A 7,664-nucleotide genomic window follows, 5' to 3' on the forward strand; every position below is an offset into this window, starting at 1 on the left:
CCTTGTTCAGATTACCTATATCTTAACTGATTCCAAGCTTATCCCATACTTTTTGTAAGCGAGACGGAGAAATTGGCATCTTTGTCTTCATCGGTTGAGAGAATAAAGATATGCGTAACTCCTCAACCATGAAATACAATTCTTTAAGGCGAGTGTCGTTTTTAAACTTAAATAATTTTTCCATCCATGGGTCAACTTGATCAATGGCAGAATTGTCCCTTTGTAGATTATTTGGCAAGCGGTCTAAACGCAAGATCAATGCTTTCAAATAACGTGGAAATTCAAGCCACACATCGGAAGTTTTGCCATAAACAAAGTCCGCAAGTTGCATCAAATCCAACTGATCTTCAATGTCATCGATGTTCTTTCCGAACACAGAATCATCTAAAACCAACAATTTCCGGCGAATTTCCTGCCATTGAATGTAAGTTTCACTCAAAACAGCCAATGCCTGTTGCCCATGAGTTAAGAAAGATTTTTTTACATTTAAAATGAGGTTTTGATACTCCTGCACATTGACAGGAAGCTCATTTATTGAAAGCTGCAGTGTGGCATAAACTAACATTTGTTCAAGTTTTGCCTTATCCCCCAACGGCGAATAAGCCAATGCCAATGGTTTAGAAATTTGCTTTTTTAACTGTCGAATCAAATCGCCCAGTTGCATATGTACAAGATGAATGATCCCTTCACGATGCTGTTTTACCGCTTCAGCTTGATCATTGAAGGTTTGAATTACTACACCTGATTCGTCTTTTGCGGTTAATGCAGCAAAATCTTTCGATGGCACCAAGGCTTGGTATTGTTTCACCACAACGCCTGTGACTTTTTGCGATGCCTCAAACACAAAACTTTCTGGGAACGTTTTAAACTCGCCTTTCAGCTGTTTTACTGGACTATGAGTTTCTGTACGACAACGGGCTTTTAATTCATCCAGATCACGACCTTGCTCAATCACACGACCTTTTTCATCAATGACTTTAATTAGCGGTAATAAATATTGCTCAACTCGTTCCCACGAAAAATCTTTTTCCGTGATTTGCTCACCACGTAATTGGAATGCCAAGAAACTAAAAATATGCTCCCGTAAATGTACCGCATCCACACGATTCATTAACTTTTTCGCTGTGTCAGGAATGGGCACCAAATGACGACGTTTATCTTTTGGCAAGGCTTTGAGCAAGGCTTCGATTAAATCTTGACGCCAACCAGGAATGCCCCATGACCAAATATTTTCATCCACTTGCGGTAAAGCTTGCACAGGTATTTTAACAGTTGCACCATCTTCATCATGACTTGGATCAAAGCGATAACTTGCTGCTAAACGCAGCTCACCATTGCGCAGATAGTCTGGGAATTGCTGCGTCGTTGGACGGTCATTCATCCAAAGTGCATCATCATCTACAAATAAATAACGCGGATTCTGTGGTTCGACTGTCGCACGCCAGTCTTCAAATGAACGGCGGCTAGCAACATCTTCCGGCACTTTAGACGCATAGAACTGGTAAATGGTTTCTTCATCCACCACCAAATCACGACGACGTAATTTATCTTCTACACGTTCAACTTCTTCAAGCTTCAGCAAATTGTGTTTTAAAAATGGCGGTGTAATACCTAAATGACCTGTGGTTAAGGCATCTCTTAAGAAAATTTCATGTGCGGCAGGCTGATCAACTTTTTCATAGTTGATTGGACGACGCGGCTCAATGATCAAACCAAATAAAGAAATTTGATCATAAGCATTCACCACACCGGCTTTTTTCGACCAATGCGGCTCAAAGTAATGATGTTTCAGTAAATCCCCCGCAGCCAATAAAATCCATTCAGGTTCAATTTTCGCTAAAGTACGAATATAAACTTGAGAGGTTTCCACCATCTCAAAAGCCATCACCCACGGCGTATTGGTTTTATGCAAAGTCGATGCGGGGAAAATACGTGCTTTTTGCTGACGCACTGCCATAAATACGTTGCGTTCATCAGTCTTATTAGCAATAAACGAAAGTAAACCTGTCAGCAGCGCGCGATGCAGATTTTCATAACTGGCTTTCTTTTCATTAAAAGAAAGTTTTAAGCCTTGCGCTAAATCGACCAATTGCTCGTGAGTCTTTTTCCACTCACGTAAACGCAGCCAACTCAGGAAATGATTGCGTGCAAAGGTACGACGTTTGTTGTCACTCATCTCACGGTTAGCCACCAAGGCTTCCCAGAGCTTGATATAAAATAAAAAGTCCGAATCCGCTTCGCGGAATAAAGCATGTTTTTGATCCGCTTGCATTTGTTTATCGGCAGGACGCTCACGCGGATCTTGCACTGCTAAAGCCGCAACAATAATCAAGACTTCATTTAGCACACCAAAATGTGCACCACCCAAAATCATTCGGGCAAGTCGTGGGTCAATCGGCATTTTTGCCATTTGTTGACCGATTTTAGTTAAAGCACCCTCATTGTTCTGTTTTTTGTGCTTCGTATTGTTTGCTGTCGTTTCTAATTTCGCTTGATCCGCTTTGGCCGATTTATCTTTTAATGCGCCAAGCTCAATTAACAGTTTACGACCATCATTCACTAAGCGATGATCAGGCGGTTCAATGAAGTCAAAATCTTCTAATTCGCCAAAACCTAAACTTTGCATCTGTAAAATCACCGATGCCAAGTTGGTGCGTTTAATCTCAGGTTCGGTAAATTCAGGGCGACTCATAAAGTCTTCTTCTGAATACAGACGAATACACACACCTGGTGCAATACGACCACAACGCCCTTTACGTTGATTGGCAGCCGCCTGTGATACTGCTTCAATCGGTAAGCGCTGCACACGTGAACGATAGTTATAACGCGATATACGTGCAAAGCCGCTATCAATCACATAGCGAATATTAGGTACGGTTAATGCCGTTTCCGCCACGTTCGTGGCAATAATAATGCGTCGCCCGCCACCAGATGGATTAAAAATTCGTTGTTGTTCAGCCAAAGCCAGTCGTGCATACAAAGGTAATACTTCAGTATGGCGTGGGCCAAATTTCTGCAAGGTTTCTTGTAATTCACGAATTTCTTGTTCAGTACTGGCAAAAATCAAAATGTCCGCATGCTCAGGATGGCCTTTTTCCTGTGCATCTTGAAAACATTCTTCTACCGCTGAAACAACGGCACGCGGTAAATTTTCTTCAAAATCATCAAACTCATCGTCATCACTGCCAACAATGCTCAGCTCTGAAATTGGACGATAACGGAGTTCTACCGGAAAGCTACGACCTTCCACTTCAAAGATAGGCGCACCATTAAAGTAATTTGAAAAACGATTTACATCTAAAGTCGCCGAGGTAATGATGACTTTTAAATCTTTACGACGTGGCAAGAGCTGCTTTAGATAACCCATAATGAAGTCGATATTCAGCGAACGTTCATGCGCTTCATCGATAATAATCGTGTCGTATTTATTTAAAAAACGGTCATTAGAGAGTTCAGCGAGCAAAATACCATCCGTCATTAAACGAACAATCGAATCTTGCGAACCTTGCTCGTTAAAACGGACTTTAAAAGATATTGACTCACCGAGCTTCTCACCAACCTCTTCAGCAATACGCTGTGAAACACTACGTGCAGCCAATCGACGTGGTTGGGTATGACCAATTAAGCCTGTTAAACCTCGCCCAGCAAGCATGGCAATTTGCGGTAATTGTGTTGTTTTACCCGAACCAGTTTCACCCGCAACAATAATCACCTGATGCTGCTGAATCGCTTCAATTAGTTTGTCCGCATACTGCGTAACAGGTAAATCTTGATTTAATTTAATATTGGGAATGCGGGCAATCCGTTCGCGGACTTTGGTATTTGATTTTTCAAACAGTTCTTCATACTGTTTTTCGTTGGCGTCTTTCCCCTTACGCAATCGATTTAAACGGTGTGCATCACGAACCATCACCATTTTTTCTACATTTAAATCTTTCGCCACCAAGAGAACGCCCTATCACTATCTTAAAACACGATATTCTACTCGGTTTTATAACGATTCCCAATGTAGCTTTCATTAAAGTCTTTGCATTCAAATCTTTTTTGCACTATTCCCAGGCCTGCAAGCTTCAACGTTTTAGATAATCAAATCACAACACCACTGAGCGACACAAAATTTTTAACCAATATAGATATAAATCAACACACGATATAAAAGTAAACCTTAAACAGCTTTTATATATTGAATGGATTCAAAGATTCATCGGAGAATTTAGGCCATTTTTTGAAAAAAATTAAAAAGCCCCCCTTGAATTAAGCACTAAACATCTCCATATCTGTACAGGGCATAATTCAAGTCTTTGTTGTCATCTAATCCACATATATGTTCGGTTAAATGAGAAGAAATACTTGTCTGTTGGGAAATAGCTAAACATAGGTTAATTCGGTTTTCCGATATTAGTTATGTAAAAATACTATTTCAGCAATAAGAAAAATTTCTGTACCCTATTGGAAATCAAATACAAACCTCAATCATGGAGACAATGATGAGCTTAATTAATACTGAAGTTAAACCATTTAAAACAACAGCTTTCCAAAACGGTCAGTTCATCGAAGTAACTGAAGCTGATCTTAAAGGTAAATGGTCTGTAGTATTCTTCTACCCAGCTGACTTCACTTTTGTTTGCCCAACTGAACTTGGCGACCTTGCTGACAACTACGAAGAATTCAAAAAACTAGGTGTTGAAATCTACTCAGTTTCTACTGACACTCACTTCACTCACAAAGCTTGGCACGATTCTTCAGAAGAAATCAAAAAAATCCAATACGTAATGGTTGGTGATGCAAACTGGACTCTTGCTAAAAACTTTGACGTATTAATCGAAGCTGACGGTCTTGCAGATCGTGGTACTTTCGTTATCGATCCAGAAGGTAAAATCCAAATCGTTGAAATCAACGCTGGTGGTATTGGCCGTGACGCTTCTGAACTTCTTCGTAAAGTTAAAGCAGCTCAATACGTACACGCTCACCCAGGCGAAGTTTGCCCAGCTAAATGGAAAGAAGGCGACGCAACTCTTGCTCCTTCAATCGACCTAGTTGGTAAAATCTAATCTGTATTAGATTGAACTGATTCAAAAAAACCACGCGTTTTGCGTGGTTTTTTTATTCTTATCGTTTGTGATTTTACATGCAGCGACATCACACAATAAGCCAAAAATCTGCTGCATGCTGATCTTTTAATAATTTTATTGAATTTGGACAAATCCAAATTTACACACGCACTATAAAAAACTTGCAAACTACTTTTTTAGCTACTTATATCAATCTATAAAGTTCAGTATTTTTAACATGATATTTTATTCATTTCGCTTTAGGTTGGGAGAAGTTAATCAATGAAATGCATCATGCTATTTGCCTGCTTAGTCAGTTGTTCAATTCCTAGCTTTGCAGCCATCTATTGTGATGGTCAAATCAAACATCAAACGATCCGTGATGATATAAAAATTAAAAAAAATTGCTTATTAGAAGGTTTAATTATTCATGGTGACGTGATTTTATAAAATGGATCTAGCCTAGAACTCAAAGATAATCACTTGAACGGTAATATTGAAGCAGCAAACAACTTTTCAAAAATTATCGCTCAACACAATCACATCAGTGGAGATGTCAATTTTATCCAAGGGAAAAACATTCAATTACGTCATAATCAAATTTCTGGCGACCTAAAGCTAAATAAAAACAGTGGCACTATCGCGATTACGGATAATGAAATCGCAGGCAATTTAATTTGCGCAGAAAACACTTTCACAATGAATGGCAGTAACAATCAAGTCAAAGGCAACAAAAGCGAGCAATGCCGAACGTTCTAAGGACTCGAATTTTAGAATCATGCGCGAAAATATTTTACTTATTTCCACAATAAAGCATGCTATTTTTATGGAAAGTTTTACTATTTTTTAAGCTATGCTTATTCAGATAAAACTTTAATTTTTAACAAATCTGCAATACTTCAACATACGGATATAGCTTAGTTTCAAAATATAAAGACCTTCATCTGCAACACAACGATAACGATGCATTAAGGGGGATGTTTATGACTACAACTGCTGTAACTTCTTGGAAATATAGTTCTTCTTCACGATACTTAAAAATTTTTTATGCCAATGGTGCTGGCGATTTATTTTATCCAGTTTCACCATTTATTTATGATAATTTACTACGATGTAGCGACAAAACAGCATTTGTACACAAATACTTAGAATACGATCTACATTTTTCTAGGGTTTCTTTACAAGGATAGTTTTTCACAGTTTTCTAATAAAAATCAGGGCTAAACACCCTGATTTTACTTAACGTAATGATTTAAGTCTTTCTAGATTAATCTCGGAAAGTCACCATAAACAACCCTGCCCCAATGTTTAAAGTCGTACTCACAAAGCGATTATCTTGCTCAACCATTTTTATAAAGTCAGCCACATCATTCGCATGTGACAGAACATTATCCACAATCAATACACCACCTTGTTTATGCATAATTTGGGATAGATATTGCCAATATTGCACATAAGCATCACGTTCTGCGTCCAACAAAATCAAATCATAACTTTGCTTTAAATTTTGCAAAAAGATCAGTGCATCCCCTTGATAAAAATGAATATAATTAATCAATTGCAAATGCTGTGCGTGCTGTTTGGCTTGAATAATACGAGAATCATCTATTTCTATGGTATCCACATGTCCTTGTGTAGCTTTCGCTGCATCAGCCAACCATAGCGTTGAATACCCTGTTGATGTTCCTATTTCTAAAATCTGCTTTGCCTGCTTAAGGCGAATTTGTATCGCTAAAAATAATGCTGAATCTGGTTCAATATTGCGATAGCGCGCTAAACGATGATCTTGTGCAGCATCATGCGCGGTGAATGCAACATACAACTGCTGCATATAATTTTTGAAATTAGCATCCATGCTCATAGCAATATCCTTTTTTTTCTATTACTTACAACTACTCATAAATTCCAAAAAATCTAGCTTGGTTTTAATGTGTATCTTGAATCAGCTTAAAACGTGGAATCACTTCACCTTCTATCTCAACTGTTTCAGTAAACATGCTTAATGGTCGCACCCACATTGAATAATCACCATATAAACATTGATAAACCACTAATTTTTCTTCTGTTTCACTATGTGTCGCCACATGAAACACCTGATATAGTTTGCCTTTATAGTGTTGATAAATGCCTTGCTTTACTTGCATGTTTTTCTCTAAAATTTGATAAAAATCATTTAGCTTCGACTGTAGCATTGTCTGCCCGTTGTCGCGATAAATTAGTTTCTTTTTCTCTTATTTAACTTGTAGTTTTTAAATAAAACTCCATATTAAGTCACATCTTAGAAATCTACTTTTCTGATTTAGAAAGATATTTCTGCTATTGATTAGTAAAACCGATCATTTTTATAAAAACAAACCGTTTCATCTATTTAATGGTTTGTTCTATGATTCTCTTATCAAATAAATTTACTCCTTTGGAGACGTTAGCAATGTTAGATCAAAATACTTCTGCTCAATTAAAAACCTTACTTGAACGCCTTGAAGGCCCGATTGAAATCGTCGCAACTTTAAACGGTACAGACAAGTCTGACAAAATTAAAGAACTGGTAACTGAAGTTGCTGCTTTGTCTAACCTTGTTACTGCTCGTTTCGATGGCAACAACAGCCGTGCACC

At 38.2% G+C, this 7,664-nt stretch carries 7 protein-coding genes and 1 pseudogene; 5 read left to right on the forward strand and 3 right to left on the reverse strand.

Translation table 11 applies throughout. From position 1 onward, the window contains the following. Positions 1-22: 22 nt before the first annotated feature. Positions 23-3,943: an ATP-dependent RNA helicase HrpA gene (gene hrpA, locus A9J31_RS14605; RefSeq protein WP_150922979.1), complete on the reverse strand. Its 3,921-nt coding sequence runs from the start codon at positions 3,941-3,943 to the stop codon at positions 23-25. Positions 3,944-4,487: 544 nt separating this feature from the next. On the opposite strand from hrpA, the gene ahpC reads away from it, so the two are divergent. The 4 genes from ahpC to A9J31_RS15510 all read left to right on the forward strand — a co-directional run bounded on the left by ahpC (position 4,488) and on the right by A9J31_RS15510 (position 6,241). After that, on the forward strand, positions 4,488-5,051 hold the full coding sequence (gene ahpC / locus A9J31_RS14610; RefSeq protein ID WP_067767636.1) for an alkyl hydroperoxide reductase subunit C: 564 nt from the start codon (positions 4,488-4,490) through the stop codon (positions 5,049-5,051). A gap of 282 nt (positions 5,052-5,333) precedes the next feature. Then, the gene (locus tag A9J31_RS15620; RefSeq protein WP_155857608.1) at positions 5,334-5,501 is read left to right on the forward strand and encodes a hypothetical protein; all 168 of its coding nucleotides are present in this window, start codon (positions 5,334-5,336) and stop codon (positions 5,499-5,501) included. 33 nt (positions 5,502-5,534) lie between these two features. Beyond that, positions 5,535-5,810, forward strand: coding sequence for a hypothetical protein (locus A9J31_RS14615; protein ID WP_067767585.1), 276 nt, complete (start codon positions 5,535-5,537; stop codon positions 5,808-5,810). Between the two features lie 224 nt (positions 5,811-6,034). After that, the gene (locus A9J31_RS15510; protein WP_081410344.1) at positions 6,035-6,241 is read left to right on the forward strand and encodes a KTSC domain-containing protein; all 207 of its coding nucleotides are present in this window, start codon (positions 6,035-6,037) and stop codon (positions 6,239-6,241) included. Positions 6,242-6,318: 77 nt separating this feature from the next. Here A9J31_RS15510 and A9J31_RS14620 read toward each other — a convergent pair whose 3' ends face one another. Next, a complete protein-coding gene (locus A9J31_RS14620) occupies positions 6,319-6,912 on the reverse strand; it encodes an O-methyltransferase (protein ID WP_067767588.1) in 594 nt (197 codons plus the stop codon). Positions 6,913-6,976: 64 nt separating this feature from the next. Continuing rightward, the gene (locus A9J31_RS14625; RefSeq protein ID WP_067767639.1) at positions 6,977-7,195 is read right to left on the reverse strand and encodes a DUF1653 domain-containing protein; all 219 of its coding nucleotides are present in this window, start codon (positions 7,193-7,195) and stop codon (positions 6,977-6,979) included. A gap of 284 nt (positions 7,196-7,479) precedes the next feature. Here A9J31_RS14625 and A9J31_RS14630 point away from each other — a divergent pair. Further along, positions 7,480-7,664, forward strand: a pseudogene (locus A9J31_RS14630) (alkyl hydroperoxide reductase subunit F); the annotation flags it as partial.

Source organism: Acinetobacter gandensis (assembly GCF_001678755.1).
Lineage (GTDB): Bacteria > Pseudomonadota > Gammaproteobacteria > Pseudomonadales > Moraxellaceae > Acinetobacter > Acinetobacter gandensis.